Source organism: Erwinia aphidicola, assembly GCF_024169515.1.
Lineage (GTDB): Bacteria > Pseudomonadota > Gammaproteobacteria > Enterobacterales > Enterobacteriaceae > Erwinia > Erwinia aphidicola.
The window spans coordinates 3,788,042-3,808,116 of record NZ_JAMKCQ010000001.1; the positions used below are offsets into that span (position 1 = coordinate 3,788,042).

The following is a 20,075-nucleotide window of genomic DNA, read 5'->3' on the forward strand; positions in this document are numbered from 1 at the left end:
CTCCATGTTGTAAGAAATTTCTTGTGCGACAGGGTAGCGGACAAACCGCTCTCTGTCGCTATCAGAACAGTAACTCCTGCCGTGGCCAGTCGGGAGCATCCCCTACCTGCGGCAATGCCTGCTGGAGAGCAGGCCACAGATAACGCACCAGTTCCGGGGCAAAGCCCACGTCCGGGGTATGAATAAACAGCCACGGCTGGCCCGCATCGTACCACTGCGGCAGGCGTTCCAGCCAGGCGTTAAACCAGCCGAGATTAGCAGCCGGGTCGTCCCCGCCGATAAAGCGAATCATCGGGGCATCTGCCGTCATCAGCGCATGGACCGGTAGCTTTGGCTTCTTGCGCTGGGCTTCGATAATTTCGGCAGTAGAAGGCACGGCGCTGTGTACGCCTCGCGTATCCAGAATGACCCGGTTAACCCGGCGCTGGTGCAGGCCGCGGTTCAGGGCGCGCTCCGCTTCCCCTTTGGCAAAAAACTCCGGGTGGCGCACTTCAACCCCGTAGCGAAACTGCGCGGGCAGGCTATCGAGAAAGCTCCAGAGCACGGGCAGGTCGGCCGGGGAAAAGGCGGAAGGGAGCTGCAGCCAATATTGCCCAAGACGATCGGCCAGCGGCGCCAGCAGCGAGAAAAACTCGTTACACAGATCGCTGCACTGGCGCAGCGCCGCCTGGTGGCTGATGGTGGCCGGGAATTTAAAACAGAAGCGGAAATCATCATGGGTCATCGCCCGCCAGCGCTGCACCACTTCCGGGCGCGGCAGGGCATAGAGCGTGGTGTTGCCCTCAACGCAGTTAAAGTAGCGGGCATAATCCTCCAGGGTGCTCATCCCCAGTTTCTTCCATTGCGGGTGCTGCCACTGCGGCAGGCCGAGATAAAACGGCTTCATCACGTTTCCTGTGAGTGTTGACTGCGGGCGACTGTAACGCGGGGGGATAACGGTGTGCAAGGGAGAAAAGGACCGGTTCCCTCCGGTCCGCGCCATGCGGATTACAGTGCGGCGATCACCTCTTCAGACTGGCGAACGCGGGCAATGCGCGGGAAAATCCACTCGAAGCTGGCCTGGTGCTGCTCTGCCGTCGCCGTGCTGCAGATATCTTCCGCAATCACCAGGTTGAAGCCCAGCTCCCAGGCGTTACGCGCGGTAGATTCCACACCGATGTTGGTGGCAATGCCGCCCAGAACAATCGTGTCGATGCCGCGGCGACGCAGCTGAAGCTCCAGGTCGGTGCCGTAAAATGCGCCCCACTGGCGTTTGGTCACTTCCAGATCGCTGGCCTGCACGTTAAGCGCCTGTGGGTAACTCCACCAGTTTTCCGGCAGCGCGCCGCCCGCATGCTCAGCGTCCACCGGCTGCTTCAGCGCTTCGGCGAAATCAGCCGACCAGCCCACGCGCACCAGCACTACCGGTGCATTGACGGCACGGAATTTTGCGGCCAGTTTGGCAGAACGCGCGACCACATCGCTGGCAGCGTGCGGGGCATTACCGAAAGGCAGGATGCCTTCCTGCAGGTCGATCAATACCAGGGCAGTGGTTTTTGGGTTCAGTTTAAACATGACTTTCTCCGGTTCAGCAGGTGAAAAACAGCGAGAATACAAAGGAACCGACTATTTGTGCGACAATTTATGGCGATAAAGCGGGGGAGATTTGTTAGCGGGTATTTCTTAGCCTGCGAATAGCTACATGGGGAACCATTGTTCCCCATGACAGAGACTCAGGTATTTGCGGGCTAAACTTCGATGTCAAAAAGGGTTTCCTGCGGCTCACTCAGCGTGCCGTAACGCTGGAGCTCTTCGCGTAAGGATTGCCACCGCTCCTGATAAATACGGCGATTTCGCTCGGCCTGTTCGGCTTTGCTCAGGCTCCTGCGCTCTGTGGTACTTTCCTGTTTCAATAACATAGATTCCTGCCTCCCTTTGAATATCCATGCGGTAGCGGTAGTCTAACTCCACTGATTGTTTTTTCAACAGGTAATTGTAATAACGGCCCAGAGCGGGGCGGGCGGACAGCCAGAAAAGGATGCTGCACTGCCCGCGTTGCGCAAAATTGCGCATCACAGAGCCAATCCCCTGGATGAACAGGGCTTCAAGCTCTTCCCGGCTGTAGTGCATCGCGCTATAAGTGTCATAGCGCGCGCGTGGATGCAGGGCATACAGCGCCTGCCGGTCAAAAAAATTAACCATCCAGGCGGTGCGGAGCTGCTCAGGGCTGTACCAGTCAGCCAGCATCAGCCCGTAGTCGGCTAGGAACTCAACGTGGTATTCACTTCTGAGCCAGTCACTCTTGTGGACGTTAAGTAAATAGTGATGCCGACACCGCGGCGTAGGTGTCATTTTGCTGCCTTGTATTCTCATCATACGTTCCCTGTGCTGCGTTCATTTCCGGGTACTGAGCAGCGACACTAGCGCTGGCAGAGCCACGCCGCCAGTTGCTTTATTGACCGCTTGAAGGGACTGGAAAGCTGCTCGCGTTTTTTCTGCGCTGTTGCACTGATGACAGCACTTATCCTGTGAGGCGTTTTCCATTATAATGGCCGCCATTTTTCGCGGCAGCAGCGCTTCTCAGAGCAGGGTATTGATTAAAAATGCTGCACCCGCAGCGCTGTAGTTAAAAGGATATCGTTATGCGTACTGAGTATTGTGGACAGATCAACCTGTCTCATGTAGGCCAGCAGGTAACACTGTGCGGTTGGGTTAATCGCCGCCGCGACCTCGGCAGCCTGATCTTTATTGATATGCGCGACCGTGAAGGCATCGTGCAGGTGTTCTTTGACCCGGACCGTCAGGAAGCTTTCAAGCTGGCTTCTGAGCTGCGTAACGAGTTCTGCATTCAGATCACCGGCACCGTGCGTGCGCGTGATGAGAAAAACAAAAACGGTGACATGGCGACCGGTGAGATCGAGGTGTTTGCCACCGACCTGACCATCATCAACCGCTCCGAGCCGCTGCCGTTGGACTCCAACATGGCGAACAGCGAAGAAGCGCGTCTGAAATATCGCTACCTCGACCTGCGCCGCCCGGATATGGCCAACCGCCTGAAAGCGCGTGCCAAAATCACCAGCTTTGTGCGCCGCTTTATGGATGAGCACGGTTTCCTCGATATCGAAACCCCGATGCTGACCAAGGCCACGCCGGAAGGTGCCCGTGATTACCTGGTGCCAAGCCGCGTGCACAAAGGCAAATTCTATGCGCTGCCGCAGTCGCCACAGCTGTTCAAACAGCTGCTGATGATGTCCGGGTTTGACCGCTACTATCAGATCGTCAAATGCTTCCGTGATGAAGACCTGCGCGCCGATCGCCAGCCAGAATTTACCCAGATCGATGTTGAAACCTCGTTTATGACGGCGCCACAGGTGCGTGAAATCATGGAACGTCTGGTGCGCGAGCTGTGGCTCGACGTGAAGTCTGTCGATCTCGGCGACTTCCCGCAGATGACCTTTGCCGAGGCGATGCGCCGTTACGGCTCTGATAAGCCGGACCTGCGTAACCCGATGGAGCTGGTGGACGTTGCTGACCTGCTGAAAGACGTAGAGTTTAAAGTCTTCTCCGGACCGGCGAACGATGCTAAAGGACGCGTTGCCGCACTGCGCGTGCCGGGTGGCGCGCAGCTTAGCCGCAAGCAGATTGACGATTACGGCAAATTCATTGAAATCTACGGTGCCCGTGGCCTGGCGTATATCAAGGTGAACGAGCGTGCGAAAGGCCTGGAAGGGATCACCAGCCCGGTGGCTAAATTCCTGAGCGCGGAAATTGTCGACGCTATTCTGTCGCGCACCGCTGCCGCCGATGGCGATATGATCTTCTTCGGCGCTGACAGTGCCAAAGTGGTGGCCGATGCGCTGGGTGCACTGCGCCTGAAGCTGGGACGTGACCTGAAAATCACCGACGAAGCCGCATGGAAGCCGCTGTGGGTGATCGACTTCCCGATGTTTGAAGACAATGGCGAAGGCGGCCTGACGGCGATGCACCACCCGTTCACCGCGCCGAAAGATATGTCACCAGCCGAGCTGAACAGCGCGCCGGAAACGGCGATTGCCAATGCCTACGATATGGTGATCAACGGTTATGAAGTGGGCGGCGGTTCTGTGCGTATCCACAATGGCCAGATGCAGCAGACCGTATTCGGCATTCTGGGTATTGCTGAGCACGAGCAGCGCGAGAAGTTTGGCTTCCTGCTGGATGCCCTGAAGTTCGGTACGCCGCCGCACGCTGGCCTGGCCTTTGGCCTTGACCGCCTGGTGATGCTGCTGACCGGCACGGAAAACATCCGTGATGTTATCGCCTTCCCGAAAACCACCGCTGCGGCCTGTCTGATGACCGAAGCGCCAAGTTTCGCTAACCCGGCTTCCCTGGCTGAGTTGGGTATTGAGGTGATTAAAAAGGTCAAAGACCAGCCATCAGAGAACGAATAATGGCCTTCAAGCATCCGGTATCAGTGCTGGTGGTGATTTACGCCGCCAATACGGGGCGGGTGCTGATGTTGCAGCGGCGCGATGATGTGGATTTCTGGCAGTCGGTCACCGGCAGTCAGGAAGCAGGGGAGAGCCCTGCACGGACCGCGCAGCGCGAGGTGCTGGAAGAGACGGGAATTGATATTTGCGCGGAGCAGCTCACATTAGTGGACTGCCAGCGTCATATAGAATTCGAAATCTTTCCGCACTTCCTCCACCGCTATGCGCCGGGCACCACCCACAACCGGGAACACTGGTTTACCCTGGCGCTGACGGCGGAGTGCGACATAACGCTGAGCGAGCATCTGGCCTATCAGTGGCTGGACGCCCCGGCCGCCGCCGCGCTCACCAAGTCCTGGAGTAATCGCCAGGCAATTGAAGAATTCGTAGTTTAACTTTGGTTTAATCTTTTGAACTTAGCCAAACGGTCAGGCGTCATCGCCAGCAAGATAGCCTGTCCGGTGCCAATTTGGAGACTAATAGGAAATGGCGGGACACAGTAAATGGGCAAATACCAAGCACCGCAAGGCTGCACAGGATTCCAAGCGCGGTAAAATCTTTACCAAAATCATCCGTGAGTTGGTGACGGCTGCCAAACTGGGCGGCGGTGATGCCAGCTCTAACCCGCGCCTGCGTGCGGCGATGGATAAAGCGCTGTCCAACAACATGACACGTGACACCATGAACCGTGCGATTGCACGCGGCGTGGGCGGCGATGATGATACCAATATGGAAACCATCATTTATGAAGGCTACGGCCCGGGCGGCACCGCCGTGATGATCGAGTGCCTGTCTGATAACCGTAACCGTACCGTGTCTGAAGTGCGTCATGCCTTCACCAAAACCGGCGGTAACCTCGGGACTGACGGGTCGGTTGCCTATCTGTTCACTAAAAAAGGGGTGATCTCTTACGCACCTGGCCTGGATGAAGATACGGTGATGGATGCGGCGCTGGAAGCCGGCGCTGATGACGTGGTGACCTATGACGATGGCGCGATTGACGTGTTCACCCCGTGGGAAAACATGGGCGCGGTGAAGGATGCTCTGGAAGCGGCAGGTCTGCCAGCGGAAAGCGCGGAAGTCACCATGATCCCATCGACCAAAGCAGATATGGATGCGGAAACCGCGCCAAAACTGCTGCGTCTGATCGACATGCTGGAAGATTGTGACGACGTGCAGGAAGTTTACCATAACGGTGAAATTTCTGACGAGGTGGCGGAAACGCTTTGATAGCGGCTCCATCGCACCGCAGGAGCGCGTAATGGCGATCATTCTTGGTATTGACCCGGGTTCGCGCATTACCGGCTACGGAGTGATCCGCCAGGTCGGGCGGCAGTTAACCTATCTGGGCAGCGGCTGTATCCGCACCAGCGTGGCCGATCTGCCGACCCGCCTGAAGCTGATCTATGCGGGCGTCAGTGAAATTATCACGCAGTTCCAGCCAGAATATTTTGCTATCGAGCAGGTATTTATGGCCAAGAACGCGGACTCGGCGCTGAAGCTCGGCCAGGCACGCGGGGCGGCGATCGTCGCGGCGGTTAATCAGGACCTGCCGGTGTTCGAATACGCGGCGCGTCAGGTCAAGCTGACCGTGGCAGGCACGGGCGGTGCGGAAAAGAGCCAGGTGCAGCACATGGTGCGCACCTTGCTTAAACTTCCTGCTAACCCGCAGGCGGATGCGGCGGATGCGCTGGCCATTGCCATCACCCACTGCCATCTGAGCCAGAACGTCACGCGTATTGGCGAAGGCAAACTGACCCTTGCACGCGGCCGCCTGAGTTAGCTTTCATCCCGAAATTCCCGGCAGGCTGGATATTCATCCAGCCTTTTTTATGCTATAAACTCCCCACTTAAAGTTATCGGAAGGAAGCGAATGTGATAGGTCGTCTGAGAGGCATTATCCTGGAAAAACAGCCGCCAGTGGTGTTAATTGAGGCCAGCGGCGTGGGTTATGAGGTGCAAATGCCGATGACCTGTTTTTATGAGCTTCCCGAACTCAATCAAGAAGCGATCATCTTTACCCAGTTCGTGGTGCGTGAAGATGCCCAGCTGCTGTTCGGCTTTAACAGTAAGCCCGAGCGTGCGCTGTTTCGCGAGCTGGTGAAAGTGAATGGCGTCGGGCCGAAGCTGGCGCTGGCGATCCTCTCCGGGATGTCGGCCCAGCAGTTTGTGACTGCCGTCGAGCGTGAAGAGATCGCCGTGCTAGTGAAACTGCCGGGCGTGGGCAAGAAAACCGCCGAGCGCCTGGTGGTCGAAATGAAAGACCGCTTTAAAGGCATGCACGGCGATCTGTTCGCCAGCGATGCACCGTTTGCCCTGACCAGCGAAATGCCGGTGGAAACGGGTAACGATGCCGAGAGTGAAGCCGTTGCTGCGCTGGTCGCCCTGGGGTATAAACCGCCAGAAGCCAGCCGGATGATCAGTAAAGTGGGCAAACCTGATGCCGACTGCGAAACGTTAATTCGCGAAGCCCTGCGCGCAGCCATTTAGAGGTAAAGCATGATTGAAGCCGATCGCCTCGTCTCTGCCGGGGTTATTACAGAAGAAGAGGTGATTGACCGCGCGATTCGGCCGAAGATGCTGGACGAGTACGTCGGCCAGCCTGTGGTGCGCGAGCAGATGGAGATCTTCATCAAAGCCGCCAAAATGCGCGGTGATGCGCTCGACCATCTGCTGATATTCGGTCCTCCGGGCCTCGGTAAAACCACGCTGGCCAACATTGTCGCCAATGAGATGGGCGTCAATCTGCGCACCACCTCCGGGCCGATTCTGGAGAAGGCGGGCGATCTGGCTGCTATGCTGACCAACCTTGAGCCTCACGACGTGCTGTTTATTGATGAGATCCACCGCCTTTCACCGATCGTGGAGGAGGTACTGTATCCGGCGATGGAAGATTATCAGCTGGATATTATGATCGGTGAAGGGGCGGGTGCCCGCTCGATCAAGCTGGACCTGCCGCCGTTTACCCTGATTGGTGCTACCACGCGCGCCGGGTCGCTCACCTCGCCGCTGCGCGACCGCTTTGGCATCGTGCAGCGCCTGGAGTTTTATCGCGTGGAAGATCTGCAGCATATCGTCGGGCGCAGCGCAGCCTGCCTCGGTTTGCCGCTGACCGATGATGGCGCGCTGGAGATCGCCCGCCGCGCCCGCGGTACGCCACGTATCGCCAACCGCCTGCTCAGGCGCGTGCGTGACTTTGCGGAAGTGCGTGCCGCCGGGGAGATGAGTGGCGATGTCGCCGCGAAAGCGCTGGATATGCTGAGCGTCGATACCGAAGGTTTCGACTATATGGACCGTAAACTGCTGCTGGCGATTATTGATAAGTTTATGGGTGGCCCGGTCGGGCTGGATAACCTGGCGGCGGCGATTGGCGAAGAGCGCGAAACCATTGAGGATGTGCTGGAGCCATTCTTAATCCAGCAGGGCTTTATTCAGCGCACGCCGCGCGGGCGTATTGCCACCGGGCATGCGTACAAGCATTTTGGTATCGATCGCCCGGCTTCTCCGTAGGGGCGAGGCATGCCTCGCCCGCTGCCAGCAAGCCAGGGTCAGGCATGCCTGACCCCTGCGAGGGATGCTAAACTGCCGGTTTTTTCACCATACTCAGCATAAACAGCACGGCAGCGCCCAGCACCACGGATGGGCCTGCCGGCGTGTCATAAAACGCCGAGAAGGTCAGACCGGCAGTGACGGCCAGCATGCCAACCACAATAGCCAGCAGCGCCATCTGTTCCGGGGAACGGGCAAAGCGGCGCGCGGTGGCGGCAGGAATAATCAGCAGGGAGGTGATGATCAGCGCCCCGACAAACTTCATGGCCACGCCAATGGTCAGCGCGGTGATCAGCATCAGAATCATTTTGGTACGCTGAATGTTCACCCCATCCACCTGCGCCAGCTCCGGGCTGATGGTCATCGACAGCAGCGCGCGCCACTGCCAGCCCAGCAGCAGCATCACCACCGTCACGCCCGCCGCAATCGTCCACAGATCCTGCGGCGTGACGGCCAGCAGGTCGCCAAACAGATAGGCCATCAGGTCAACGCGCACGTCTGACATCAGGCTGACCACCACCATCCCCAGCGACAGCGCGCTGTGCGCCATAATCCCGAGCAGGGTATCAATGGCCAGATGCGGCCTGCGCTCCAGCCACACTAACACCAGCGACAGCAGCAGGGTCACCGCGATCACCGCATAAAACGGGCTGACGTTGAGCAGCAGACCAAATGCCACGCCGAGCAGAGAAGCGTGCGCCAGGGTGTCGCCGAAGTAGGACATGCGGCGCCAGACCACAAATGACCCCAGTGGACCGGCCGCCAGCGCCAGTAAAATGCCGGCCAGCCAGCCGGGTAATAACAGCTCAATCATTGCGTCCGGTCCCTCTACGTAAAACAATGCGTCCCTGAAGATCGTGACGATGGTTGTGATGATGGCGATAAATGGCCAGCTGCTCGGCACCGCGTGGGCCAAACATCGAGATAAATTCCGGATGTTGCGACACCGCCTCCGGCGTTCCGGAGCAGCAGATATGGTGATTGAGGCACAGCACCTCGTCGGTTTTCGCCATCACCAGATGCAGATCGTGGGAGACCATCAGCACGCCGCAGTTCAGCTCGCGACGCAGCTGGTCAATCAGATCGTACAGTGCGACCTGGCCATTAACATCGACGCCCTGAGTCGGCTCATCCAGCACCAGCAGCTGTGGCTGATTGAGCAGTGCCCGCGCCAGCAGCACGCGCTGCATCTCACCGCCGGATAATTTCTGCAGCGGATACTCCAGCAGCTGCGCGGCCTGCACGCGCTTCAGCGCCGGCAGGATATCGGCGCGCTTCACGCCGGGGCGCAGACGCATAAAGCGATCGACGGTGAGCGGCAGGGTGACATCCAGATGAATTTTTTGCGGCACGTAGCCAATTCGCAGCTGGGCAGGGCGCGTCAGCGTACCGGCGGTAGGGGCAATCAGCCCCAGCACCACGCGCACCAGCGTAGATTTACCGGCACCGTTTGGCCCGAGCAGGGTCAGAATGCGGCCAGGCTGCAGCGTCAGTGAAACATCAGACAGCACGCGGCGCTGACCAAAACTCACAGATATTTTATCAAGGGCTATCAAAGGGGACATATCGATTACTGGTTGCAGAAGTTTACGGATGTTATAATATCACAACCCATCAGCTAATCACGATGGATTGAATCATTATGTTACATAAAAAAACGCGTGCCTTTTCAATGCTGGCTGGCCTGAGTGTCGCCGCTTCGCTTGCACTTCCTGCCCAGGCCGCCGTGGTCGCCTCCGTTAAGCCGGTGGGCTTCATCGCCGCAGCCATTGCCGATGGCGTAACCCCGGTCGAAATCCTGCTGCCCGACGGTGCCTCTGAGCATGATTACGCGCTGCGCCCATCAGACATTAAACGCTTGCAGGACGCGGATTTAGTGGTCTGGGTTGGGCCAGAAATGGAAGCTTTTATGACCAAGTCGGCCGCTTCACTTCCCGCACAAAAAAGCGTTGAAATGGACACCCTGCCGGGTGTAAAAGCGCTGCTGCTGAAGGGCGGAGAAGACGAAGAGGAAGAGCATGAAGGCCATGCTCACGGCGGTGCTGAAGAGCATGAGCACCACCACCACGGTGAATATAATATGCACCTGTGGATGTCTCCTGAAATCGCTAAGAAAACTGCGGTTGCAATCCATGCAAAATTATTGGAACTTATGCCGCAAAGCAAGGACAAACTAGACGCTAACCTGCAGCACTTTGAAGCAGAACTGTCGTCTGCCGATGCGAAAATCGGTAATCAGCTGGCCCCGGTTAAAGGTAAAGGATATTTCGTTTTTCATGATGCTTACACATACTTTGAAAAACACTACGGTCTGACCCCATTAGGTCATTTTACCGTGAATCCTGAGATCCAACCTGGCGCGCAGCGTTTACATCAAATACGAACACAGTTGGTTGAGCAGAAGGCCGCATGCGTCTTTGCTGAGCCACAATTCAGGCCGGCCGTGATTGAAGCCGTTGCCAGAGGGACCAAAGTGCGTTCGGGCACGCTGGATCCACTCGGGACGAACATCACCCCAGGTAAAGATAGCTATGTGACATTCCTCTCACAGCTGTCCAGCCAATATGCCAGCTGCCTGAATGGAGAATAGAGGAAACTTAAGTGCAGCAGATTGCCCGCGCTGTCGCCATAGCGTTCAATAATTTACCCCGACCTCACCGCATCATGCTGGGGTCGCTCACCGTCGTTACTCTGGCCGTCACCGTCTGGCGGCCTTACGTTTATCATCCTGGCAGTGAAAGCCCGATTGTGAAAACGGTCGAGCTGGAAAAGAGTGAGCTGCGCACGCTGCTCCCGGAAGCCAGTGAACCTATCGATCAAGATACGCCGTCCCCTGCTGATGATCTGCCCAAAGATGAAATCGATGAGGATGTGCCTGACGAAAGCGGCACGCACGACTATGTCGTTTCTACCGGCGACACGCTCAGCAGCGTACTGAATCAGTATGGCATTGATATGTCTGATATCAGCCAGCTGGTAAAGGCGGATAAAGATCTGCGTAATCTGCAAATCGGCCAGCAGCTGTCGTGGACGCTCACCGATGATGGTCAGCTTCAGCGCCTCAGTTGGGAAGTCTCCCGCCGTGAAACCCGTACTTACGATCGCTCCGGCGATGGCTTTAAATCCTCCGCGGCGATGCAGCAGGGTGAGTGGCAGAACAAGGTACTGAGCGGCGTGGTTAACGGCAGCTTCGTCAGCAGCGCCCGTGCGGCAGGCCTGACCGGCGGCGAAATCAGCGCGGTGATCAAATCACTGCAGTGGCAGATGGATTTCCGCAAGCTGCGCAAAGGCGATCGCTTCGCGGTGCTGATGTCGCGTGAAATGATGGACGGTAAAAGCGAGCAGAGCGAACTGCAGGGCGTACGTATGAGCAGCGGTGGCAAAGATTACTACGCTATCCGCGCTGAAGACGGCAAGTTCTATGACCGCAGTGGCTCCGGTCTGGCGCGCGGCTTTATGCGTTTCCCCACGGTGAAACAGTACCGCGTCTCCTCTAACTTTAATCCGCGCCGCGTCAACCCGGTCACCGGGCGTATCGCGCCGCACAAAGGCGTCGACTTTGCCGTGCCGGTCGGTACCCCGGTGCTGGCGGTGGGTGATGGTGAAGTGATCGTCTCCAAGCGCAGCGGCGCTGCGGGCAACTATGTGGCTATCCGCCACGGTCGCCAGTATATGACGCGCTATATGCACCTGAAAAAGCTGCTGGTGAAGCCAGGTCAGAAGGTGAAACGCGGTGACCGTATTGCGCTGTCCGGCAATACCGGGCGCTCCACCGGGCCTCACGTGCATTACGAAATCTGGATTAACAATCAGGCAGTCAACCCATTAACGGCCAAGCTGCCGCGTATGGAAGGGCTGGCCGGTAAAGAGCGTCGCGACTACCTTGCGCAGGTGCGTGAAGTGGTGCCTAAGCTGCGATTTGAATAATTCAGCTGCATGAAAACTGAGCCGATGGGTGTTGCCGTCGGCTTTTTTTTTAGGCAGGCAGAGGCTAAATGACCAATAACATTGCAAATTTGCCCGTCAGCACTATCATAAGCCCGTTATTGTTCGAGGCCAGTGCATGGAAAACAGAAAAAAAAGTAACGTTGAGTTTATACCCACCTTTCAGAAATCCTTTCTTTTACCGCGTTACTGGGGGAGCTGGCTGGCGGTAGGTGCCTTTGCTGGTCTGGCGCTGGTTTCCCCGCGCCTGCGCGACCCGCTGCTGGGTGCGCTGGGGCGTTTTGCCGGCAAGCTGGCGCGCAGCGCGCGACGTCGTGCGCAGATTAACCTGCTGTACTGCATGCCTGAGAAGACCGAAGCCGAGCGCGAGCAGATTGTCGATGAGATGTTTGCCACGGCACCGCAGTCGATGGCGATGATGGGCGAGCTGGCTATCCGCCCGCAGAGCGCAATCAAACGCATTCGCTGGCACGGCCGTGAGATTATCGAACCGATGCGCGCAGCGGGTCAGAATGTGATCTTCCTTGTGCCGCACGGCTGGGCGGTCGATATTCCGGCAATGGTGCTGGCTTCCGAAGGGCAGCCGATGGCGGCGATGTTCCATAACCAGAGCGATCCGGTGATGGACTATGTCTGGAACAGCGTACGTCGCCGTTTTGGTGGCCGTATGCACGCCCGTAATGATGGTATCAAACCGTTTATCAGCTCTATCCGTCAGGGTTACTGGGGCTACTATCTGCCCGATCAGGACCACGGTGCCGAGCACAGCGAGTTTGTCGATTTCTTCGGCACCTATAAAGCCACGCTACCCGCGCTGGGCCGCATGATGAAAGTGTGCCGCGCCAGAGTGGTGCCGCTGTTCCCGGTGTACGACAGCAAAACGCATATGCTGGATATCTGGCTGCGCCCGCCGATGGATGATCTGGTGGATGTGAACGATCAGACACTGGCGCGGCGGATGAATGAAGAGGTCGAAATCTTTGTGCGTCCTAACCCGGAGCAGTACACCTGGATCCTCAAGCTGATCAAAACGCGTCGTCCGGGTGAAGTGGAGCCTTACGATCGTAAAGAGCTCTACCCGAAGAAATAAGCAGTTTGCGCGTAGGGGTCGACCGCTGTTCTGGTCGACCCGCAACGACTTCAAGGGCGGACCGAAAAAGAGGGTCCGCCCCTACACAACATCACATCACCTTCTGATTATCAATCCAACGCCGACCGGCGCTTTCTCTCGCGCAGGAATGCACGCACCAGCCAGCACCAGAGCAGGCCACAGGCCAGATTTGCCAGGCTGAAAGCACGCGTGCCGTCGCTGAAGTAAGCAAACTTCGCCAGCTCAATCCCCAGCGCGAACACCAGAATACTCACCATACCGAGCATCGCGGCCACGCTGCCTTTGCCTGCGCTGCTGGAAAACAGCGTCAGACGATACAGCCCGGCATTGACCAGCCCGGTGCCGAAGCCATAGATGCTCAGCCCGGCAGTCAGCCACAGATAGCTGTGGCCGTCGATCAGCGCGGCAATGGCGGCAATCCCCAGCCCCAGAAGGATTGGCCAGGCACCCAAACGCAGCGGGAAGTCGATCGGCACGCGGGAGGCCAGCTTACCCAGCGTCAGGTTACCGGCAATCATCGCGACAAACACCGGCAGCTGCAGCAGCGCATAGTCCATGCGCGACAGCCCCTCGTCGTGGATCAGGATCACCGGCGACAGCGCCACCCAGGCCAGGCAGGGAATGGTGACCAGGCCGATCGCCAGCGAACCGCTCATCACCTGACGGTCCTTCACCAGTGCCAGGTAGCCTTTGCCGAGTGATTTCAGCGACAGCGACATCTGCCTGTCGCCTGCGGTTTCCGGCATGGTACGCCACAGTCCAACCAGCGCCACGGCGGTCACCACGCCAAACAGCCAGAACATGGTGCGCCAGTCGCTGAACTCAAGGAATGCCGCACCCGCCAGCGGGCCCGCTAACGGCGCCAGCAGGGCAACGTTCGCCATCAGCGCCATAATGCGCACGCTCAGGGCCTCGTCGAATGCTTCCTGTATGGCGGCATAACCGACGGCGCCGATAAAGCACAGGCTGATGCCCTGCAGGAAACGCAGCAGGACAAACTGCTCAATGCTCTGCACCCAGTGGGTCGCCATACAGGTCAGCATAAAGAAGGCGACGCCTGAGAGCATCACCGGGCGGCGGCCGAGCTTGTCGGACAGCGGCCCGAGCAGCCACTGCAGCACAATGCCGCCAATCAGATAGGCGGTCAGCGAGGCAGATACCCACTCCGGGCCGACCTTAAACTCGCTGGTCACCAGCAGCATGCCGGGCTGGATCATATCGTGGGCGATATAGGTGGCAAACTCAAACAGCACCAGTGACAGCGGGAAAATCAGATGTCGCCGGGTAAGGTTTGCTATGGGGATAAATGACGCCATTCCGGCTCCCTCCTGGAATTAATGAAAAGTAAAAAAAGCGCGGCCGCCTGAGCGACCGCGCTAACATACCGCATTTTTACCTGATAACACTGCACAATTATGAATTATCTAAAACGGGCAATCGGATTGTGCAATACGCCGGAAAACTTCAGGTTCTCTGCCGGATCGGCCAGATTGATCATCTGCTGATTGTTCGCCAGCTGCAGGCGGTTAAGGCAGGAGCGCTGGAACGTATCGGCAAACAGATCGTAGCGCGCAAACTTGCGGGCAAACTGTGGATGCGCCTGCTGATACTCCTGCACGCAGTGAGCCACGGCCTGCCAGAAACGCGCTTCGGGTAGCGTGCCGGATTGGTCGAGAATGGCGCTGACAAAGCGGAAGATGCAGTCGAAGACGTCGGTGAAGATCGACAGCAGCTTTAGCGGCTCCGGCACGTCCACCGCCAGGCGCTGCACGTTATCCGGCAGCTCGGCATCCGGGTTCATCACCGCAATCTCTTCGCCGATATCTTTCATATAGGCGCTGACCGGAATATTGTTCTGCAGCAGCAGGATCAGGTTCTCGCCGTGTGGCATAAATACCAGGTCGTGCTGATAGAAGCAGTGCAGTAGCGGACTGAGGTAGCAGCGCAGATAACGCGCGACCCAGTCGGCCGCGTCGAGGCCTGAATCGGCAATCAGCGCAGGCAGCAGCGGCTGCTGGTTGGCATCAAGGTGCAGGAATGATGCCATGGTCATCAGCCGCTGGCCGGGCTGCAGCTGTGCCATCGGGTTATCGCGCCACAGGGCGGCAAACATCTTCTTGTAGGCCGAGTCGCCGCTGATGGCCTGCTCGTAATAGCGGTTGTGATAGCCGATAGCCGCCACTTCGCGCAGGATGCGGAAATCGCACTGCTGCAGCCAGCGGTCATTTTTCACCAGCTCTGCCAGCCAGTGATTGATCGCCGGGGTGGTCGCCATGTAGTACGGCGACAGGCCGCGCATAAAGCCCATATTCAGCACCGACAGCGCGGTTTTAACGTAGCGTTTCGTCGGCTGGCTGCGGTTGAAGAAGGTGCGGATCGACTGCTGCGCCTGATACACATCATCCCCGCTGCCAAGCCAGATAATATCGCGGGCGGCAATATCGGCGGCAAACACCGTCAGCAGCTTGTTGTACCACTGCCACGGATGGACCGGCATCAGCAGATAGTCCTGCTGCGCCACGCCCGCCTGGTCAAGCTGCTGATGAAACGCCGCCAGGGTGGCATCGCCCAGCTCATCGCGCATCAGCTGCTGGTACTCCAGCTCATCCAGGCTGGCAAAGTGCGCATTGCGGCGATGCACCGCGACCCAGATCAGATTGATCGGCGCGGCAGCTTCCGGTGCATAGGCCAGGTAATCCCGGGCATCAAAACCGATGCGGCCATTGTTGGCGACAAAGCAGGGATGGCCTTCGCTCATGGCGGCTTCCACCGTCTGGAAATCGGCGCGAACCAGTTCGGCGCTGCTGAGGCTGTTTTTTTGCAGCTTGAAGACCGAGCTGCACAGCGTGCTGGTGATCTCCTCCATGTAGGTCGCCAGCAGGCTAGGCGGAATACCGATCTGCTGATTGAACTCGACGATAAACTGCAGCGCATCCAGCGGCAGCGGCGCGCCGTTGTTCAGCTTTTGCAGCGACTGCTCGTCGATTGCCCAGTGATCGAGCGCCATGCGCCGGGCGCGGAACTGATATTCGCACTCGCTGGCCGGAACGGGCAGGCGATAGCGGTCATCGCCCAGCGCCTGCGGCGTGATAATCAGCTCGTGTGAGAACTCGGCAATGGCTTTGCGCAGCAGCAGGCGGTTAGCCTGTTCCCAGTGGGGGCCTGGCAGATGGCTGCCGCTCAGCAGCGGGGAAGGGGTGGTCATGGTCAGCGTCTCCTGTTGCAGTGCCTGTTGGTAATCTTCGCGCTGGCAAAACGCCAGCCACGCGGTTTTGTGTCCCATATCAATCTGGTGCTGGTACTGGAAGCCGGCACGCTTATTGAGCGGGTGGATCCTGGCGTTATTGACATCCGGTTCGACCACCACGCGCTGGACCTCAGGGCGACTGAACATAAAGTCCATCACCACGGTAAACACCTGCCAGCTGAACTGCGGACGCGGCTGAGTAGCGGGGGCGATGAGGATGTGCATCCCGTAGTCGCCGTCGCGCGCCGGATAATACTTACCGACTTCATCGCGCTGCGCCTGATAGCACTCGATGAGAAACACCGGTTCGCCGTCGCAGCAGCCAACCAGCGCTGCGTGCGGATCGCTGGCGGTCAGCTGCTGATAAAACTGGCTGACCTGCTCCAGCGTGTCCTGCTGCATGCCCCAGAAGCGGGCGTAGTCGCGCGTTACCCAGCTGTGGATTACGGCGGCATCTTCAGGCTGCAGCGGGCGCAGCGAGAACGCTCCCGCCGGACGTGAGGTGGTGAAAATAGCGGATGACAACATATTACTGCTCCTCGCAGGCGGGGAAGGTCTGGAAGGCGATGCGGCGCTCAACGGGATAGACTTCCCGCCCGGTCAGTTCGCGGATCAGCACCGAGTTGCGGTAGCACGCCATGCCGAGGTCCGGGGTGACGAAGCCGTGGGTATGCAGCTCTGCGTTCTGCACAAACACCTGATTGTTGCGGTCGATACTGTAGTTACGCTGCACGTCGTAGCGGCCTTTATCATCCCAGCGCAGCCGCTGGGCGATCCCCTCAATAAACTGCGGCGGCTGATAGTGATAGCCGGTCGCCATGACGATGCCTTCGCTGCGGCGCGTGTAGCTGCGGTCCTGCTCCTGCTGATGCAGCGTTAGCTCAAATTCGCCCTGCGGCAACCAGCGCAGAGCGGTGAGGGCCGAGTGGGTAAACAGATTGACGTCAAGCGTACCGTCCAGCTGCTTAACGTACATCAGGTCATAAATCGCGTTAATCAGCTCGCTGTTGATGCCTTTATAGAGGTTCTTATGCTGGGCGTTGAGGCTATCGCGCTTCTCCGCAGGCAGCTGGTGGAAGTAATCCACCCACTCCGGCGAGGTCATCTCCAGCGTCAGCTTGCTGTACTCCAGCGGGTAGAAGCGCGGGGCGCGGGTCACCCAGTTGAGCTGGTAGCCAAATTTATCGATGTCGCCCAGCAGGTCATAGTAGATCTCCGCCGCGCTCTGGCCGCTGCCGAGTACGGTAATCGAACGCTTCTGCTGCAGCTGGGCTTTGTTCACCAGGTACTGGCTGGAGTGCGTCAGGCGCTGCTGATGCGGCTTGCTGCACTCCGGTAGCCAGGCCTGCGGGCCGGTGCCCAACACCAGGCGGCGCGTCAGCCACTGCTGGCGCTCCCCGCTGCGGCTGTCGTGGCTGCGCACGCGGTAGCACTGCAGCGGCTCATCCCAGCTGACGTCATCAACCCGGCTGTTCCAGCGCAGATTAGTCAGCTGAGCGGCGGCCCACTGGCAGTACAGGTTGTACTCTTTGCGCATCAGGAAGAAATCTTCGCGGATGTAAAATGAGTAAATCTTGCCCTGCTGCTTCATGTAGTTGAGCAGGCTGAAGCGGCTGGTGGGGTCAGCCAGCGTTACCAGGTCGGCCATAAACGGCGTCTGCAGATGCGCGCTCTCCAGCATCATGCCGGTGTGCCAGTCGAAGCCGGGATTCTGATCGAGGAAGATGCCATCGAGATCCTCCAGCGGCTCGGTCAGGCAGGCAAGGCTGAGGTTGAACGGTCCGATGCCAATGCCGATAAAATCGTAAATTTTACTCATGATGCTGGCCTCCTGTGCGCGGCTGGCTGAGCAGCTCGCGCCCGTAATGAACGATAAGCGCGAGGGTATCCTGCAGGTCAGCGAGGGTGGTATTGGGGTTGAGCAGGGTGATTTTCAGATACTGACGGCCATCCACTTTGGTTCCGGCGACTACGGCATTGCCAGAGCGGAACAGCGCCTTGCGCACCCCGGTATTCAGCTCATCGAGCTGCGCATCGCTGTAGCCTGCTTTCGGCACCAGACGAAACACCTGAGTGGTCAGTTCGGGGGCGTGCAGCACCTCCATCACCGGGTGATCGCGCAGCAGCTGGTGCGCCTGCTGACAGCGCTCCAGCAGGCCGTCAAATGCGCTGCCGAGCGTTTCTGCGCCCATAATGCGCAGCGTCAGCCACATTTTCAGCGCGTCGAAGCGGCGGGTGGTTTGAATGCTTTTATTCACCAGATTTGGCGTGCCTTCCTGCTGCGCGCTGAGCGGGTTCAGGTAGTCGGCGTGATGCGTGACGTGGCGCAGATGGCGTTTATCGCGCACCATGAAGGCGCCGCAGCTGACGGTCTGGAAGAAGGATTTGTGATAATCCACCGTCACCGAGTCCGCCAGTTCAATGCCCTCCAGCCGCTCGCGGTGCAGGTTTGACACCAGCAGCCCGCAGCCGTAGGCGGCGTCGACGTGCATCCATAGCCCGTAGCGGCGGCTGAGTGCGGCAATGGCGGGCAGGGGATCGATACTGCCAAAATCGGTGGTGCCACTGGTGGCGACCACGGCAATCGGGATTAATCCCTGCTGCAGACAGGCTTCAATCTCGCGCTGCAGCTCCCCGGCATCCATACGGAACTTGTCATCGTGCGCCACCGGGATCACCGCGTCGTAGCCTAATCCCAGCAGCGCTGCGGATTTTTGAATGCTGAAGTGGCTGAGGCCGGAAGTGAAAATGCGCCATTTACTGGCGTCGGCAGGTAGCCCGTTCTGCTTGATGGTGCGCCCGGGGTGGCTGCGCTCGTACCCGCTGTCACGCGCCAGCAGCATCGCCATCAGGTTTGACTGCGTGCCGCCGCTGGTGAAGATGCCGTCGGCGCTGGCGGGCAGGCCACAGCGCTTCAGCGTCCAGTCGATCACCTTCTGTTCAATCAGCGTGGCGCCAGCGCTCTGATCCCAGGTATCTACCGAGCTGTTCACGGCGGCCATCAGCTGTTCGGCCAGCAGGGAAGGGAGCACCACCGGACAGTTGAGGTGGGCAATGTATTTGGGATGGTGGAACCACACGGCATCCTTCAGCCACAGCTGCTGCAGTTCAGCCAGCGCGGACTCCTCGTCACCCAGTGGCCGGTCGAGGTCGACGCTGGCGAACGCCGGAGCCAGCTCATGCGGCAGGATGCCGCTAAAGGGTTTTTCCACATTGTGCAAGGTACTGGCAATCAGCGCGACTGCCCGCTCGGTCTGGCGTGAGTACGCTTGCAGCTGCGCATCATTGAAAATAAATTTTTCCGGCGGCAGAGAAGATGCCTCTGACTGTGCGGTTTGCGAACGAAAGACCATACCGGTCACCTTTTTTTGCGTAAAGAAGTCCAGCCGTCATATTTTTCTGACAGCACGATCCGCCTGACGCGCTGCGTCAGTTCAGTATGTTTAATGTTTTTTGCCGGTAGCGTTTTTCCGGTCAATAGGTTAAAGCGTGGGCTTTAGCGATATGGGATAATAAAACTCCTTTTTGTGGGGTTTAAACCGCTTTTAATGTCGTAATAGTAATGTGAATGAGATTATAAATAGTAATTATTATCATTCAACAGATTTAATGTGACAAAGGTTGCATAAGCAAACCTAATATCATGAGTGTGATCTGCGTCACAAAAAAAGTGTTTTATAGGTGAAAAATATTTTGTGCGGGGAGATAAAGAGTCAGGATGGCGGCACGACTGCCTGGAGAAAATGAGAAAGATTGGGCCTGAGCGGCCCAATCG

Annotated in this window: 18 protein-coding genes; 9 read left to right on the forward strand and 9 right to left on the reverse strand. The window is 58.1% G+C overall.

Annotation, left to right across the window (positions count from 1 at the left end):
• Nucleotides 1–61 precede the first annotated feature (61 nt).
• From J2Y91_RS17840 to J2Y91_RS17850, 3 genes are all read right to left on the reverse strand, one after another.
• Nucleotides 62–886 carry a DUF72 domain-containing protein gene (locus J2Y91_RS17840; protein WP_133623808.1) on the reverse strand — a complete coding sequence of 275 codons (825 nt, stop codon included), beginning with the start codon at nt 884–886 and terminating at the stop codon, nt 62–64.
• 101 nt (nt 887–987) lie between these two features.
• Complete coding sequence (locus J2Y91_RS17845) at nt 988–1,554, reverse strand: hydrolase (RefSeq protein ID WP_133623807.1); 567 nt, start codon at nt 1,552–1,554, stop codon at nt 988–990.
• Nucleotides 1,555–1,761: 207 nt separating this feature from the next.
• Nucleotides 1,762–2,355 (reverse strand): hypothetical protein, encoded by a 594-nt coding sequence (locus J2Y91_RS17850; RefSeq protein WP_133623806.1) that lies wholly within the window; start codon nt 2,353–2,355, stop codon nt 1,762–1,764.
• Nucleotides 2,356–2,621: 266 nt separating this feature from the next.
• Here J2Y91_RS17850 and aspS point away from each other — a divergent pair, with 266 nt between their 5' ends.
• The 6 genes from aspS to ruvB all read left to right on the forward strand — a co-directional run bounded on the left by aspS (nt 2,622) and on the right by ruvB (nt 7,958).
• The gene (aspS, locus tag J2Y91_RS17855; RefSeq protein ID WP_133623805.1) at nt 2,622–4,409 is read left to right on the forward strand and encodes an aspartate--tRNA ligase; all 1,788 of its coding nucleotides are present in this window, start codon (nt 2,622–2,624) and stop codon (nt 4,407–4,409) included.
• A complete protein-coding gene (gene nudB, locus J2Y91_RS17860) occupies nt 4,409–4,843 on the forward strand; it encodes a dihydroneopterin triphosphate diphosphatase (protein ID WP_048915821.1) in 435 nt (144 codons plus the stop codon). Before aspS ends, nudB begins: the two co-directional genes overlap by 1 nt.
• A gap of 91 nt (nt 4,844–4,934) precedes the next feature.
• Nucleotides 4,935–5,678 carry a YebC/PmpR family DNA-binding transcriptional regulator gene (locus J2Y91_RS17865; RefSeq protein WP_048915822.1) on the forward strand — a complete coding sequence of 248 codons (744 nt, stop codon included), beginning with the start codon at nt 4,935–4,937 and terminating at the stop codon, nt 5,676–5,678.
• A 31-nt stretch (nt 5,679–5,709) separates the two neighbouring features.
• On the forward strand, nt 5,710–6,231 hold the full coding sequence (gene ruvC / locus J2Y91_RS17870) for a crossover junction endodeoxyribonuclease RuvC (protein ID WP_048915823.1): 522 nt from the start codon (nt 5,710–5,712) through the stop codon (nt 6,229–6,231).
• Between the two features lie 92 nt (nt 6,232–6,323).
• A complete protein-coding gene (gene ruvA / locus J2Y91_RS17875; protein WP_048915824.1) occupies nt 6,324–6,938 on the forward strand; it encodes a Holliday junction branch migration protein RuvA in 615 nt (204 codons plus the stop codon).
• A 9-nt stretch (nt 6,939–6,947) separates the two neighbouring features.
• Entirely contained in the window at nt 6,948–7,958 is a 1,011-nt protein-coding gene (gene ruvB, locus J2Y91_RS17880; protein WP_133623804.1) for a Holliday junction branch migration DNA helicase RuvB, read from the forward strand.
• A gap of 67 nt (nt 7,959–8,025) precedes the next feature.
• On the opposite strand, the gene znuB is transcribed toward ruvB, so the two are convergent.
• Nucleotides 8,026–8,811, reverse strand: a complete 786-nt coding sequence (znuB, locus tag J2Y91_RS17885) for a zinc ABC transporter permease subunit ZnuB (protein WP_133623803.1) — start codon at nt 8,809–8,811, stop codon at nt 8,026–8,028.
• Nucleotides 8,804–9,562, reverse strand: a complete 759-nt coding sequence (gene znuC, locus J2Y91_RS17890; protein WP_048915827.1) for a zinc ABC transporter ATP-binding protein ZnuC — start codon at nt 9,560–9,562, stop codon at nt 8,804–8,806. The genes znuB and znuC overlap by 8 nt, the downstream gene beginning before the upstream one ends.
• 77 nt (nt 9,563–9,639) lie before the next feature.
• Here znuC and znuA point away from each other — a divergent pair, with 77 nt between their 5' ends.
• From znuA to lpxM, 3 genes are all read left to right on the forward strand, one after another.
• Nucleotides 9,640–10,587, forward strand: coding sequence for a zinc ABC transporter substrate-binding protein ZnuA (gene znuA, locus J2Y91_RS17895; protein WP_133623802.1), 948 nt, complete (start codon nt 9,640–9,642; stop codon nt 10,585–10,587).
• An 11-nt stretch (nt 10,588–10,598) separates the two neighbouring features.
• A complete protein-coding gene (gene mepM, locus J2Y91_RS17900; protein ID WP_133623801.1) occupies nt 10,599–11,924 on the forward strand; it encodes a murein DD-endopeptidase MepM in 1,326 nt (441 codons plus the stop codon).
• Between the two features lie 136 nt (nt 11,925–12,060).
• The gene (gene lpxM / locus J2Y91_RS17905) at nt 12,061–13,032 is read left to right on the forward strand and encodes a lauroyl-Kdo(2)-lipid IV(A) myristoyltransferase (RefSeq protein ID WP_133623800.1); all 972 of its coding nucleotides are present in this window, start codon (nt 12,061–12,063) and stop codon (nt 13,030–13,032) included.
• A 110-nt stretch (nt 13,033–13,142) separates the two neighbouring features.
• Here the strand turns inward: lpxM and J2Y91_RS17910 are convergent, their stop codons facing one another.
• From J2Y91_RS17910 to J2Y91_RS17925, 4 genes are all read right to left on the reverse strand, one after another.
• Nucleotides 13,143–14,369, reverse strand: coding sequence for an MFS transporter (locus J2Y91_RS17910; protein ID WP_048915831.1), 1,227 nt, complete (start codon nt 14,367–14,369; stop codon nt 13,143–13,145).
• Between the two features lie 104 nt (nt 14,370–14,473).
• Nucleotides 14,474–16,828 (reverse strand): GNAT family N-acetyltransferase, encoded by a 2,355-nt coding sequence (locus tag J2Y91_RS17915; RefSeq protein ID WP_133623799.1) that lies wholly within the window; start codon nt 16,826–16,828, stop codon nt 14,474–14,476.
• A gap of 1 nt (nt 16,829) precedes the next feature.
• On the reverse strand, nt 16,830–18,119 hold the full coding sequence (locus J2Y91_RS17920) for a lysine N(6)-hydroxylase/L-ornithine N(5)-oxygenase family protein (protein ID WP_301292162.1): 1,290 nt from the start codon (nt 18,117–18,119) through the stop codon (nt 16,830–16,832).
• Nucleotides 18,112–19,653, reverse strand: a complete 1,542-nt coding sequence (locus J2Y91_RS17925) for a pyridoxal phosphate-dependent decarboxylase family protein (RefSeq protein ID WP_133623797.1) — start codon at nt 19,651–19,653, stop codon at nt 18,112–18,114. Before J2Y91_RS17925 ends, J2Y91_RS17920 begins: the two co-directional genes overlap by 8 nt.
• Nucleotides 19,654–20,075 lie beyond the last annotated feature (422 nt).